The 455-nt window shown below is 67.5% G+C and carries 1 pseudogene; it reads left to right on the plus strand.

The annotated features are described in order from the left end of the window. Positions 1-455 (plus strand): annotated as a pseudogene (locus RM780_RS27685) (hypothetical protein); the annotation flags it as partial.

Here is a 455-nt window from a genome sequence, read left to right on the forward strand (position 1 = left end):
CCCAACGGGTCAAGGCAAACCTGTTCTACCGGGGTCTGGCGTTCCACCGCTGCCCGGTAATCGGGGACACCTTGTACACCCGGACCGAAGTGGTTGGTCTCAAACAGAATTCGACGAAGCCTGGACGGGCGGCCACCGGCCTGGCAGCGCTGCGGATGACCACCGTCGACCAGTTGGATCGCAAGGTTCTCGACTTCTACCGCTGCGCGATGCTGCCGCTGTCCGGCGACGACGTCGACACCGGGCATGCCGACGATCTGTCGGCGATCGGGGCCGGAGCCACCGCGCCGAACCCCACCGCCGGCTGGGATGCGGACGCTTTCCGGACCCGGGTGCCCGGACCACATTTCGACCCGGCGCGGGCAGGCGCGGTGCTGCACAGCACCGCCGATGTGGTCAGCAGCGCCCCGGAACTGGCCCGGTTGACCCTGAACATCGCTGCCACCCATCATGAT

The organism is Streptomyces boetiae, assembly GCF_031845405.1.
GTDB lineage: Bacteria > Actinomycetota > Actinomycetes > Streptomycetales > Streptomycetaceae > Streptomyces > Streptomyces boetiae.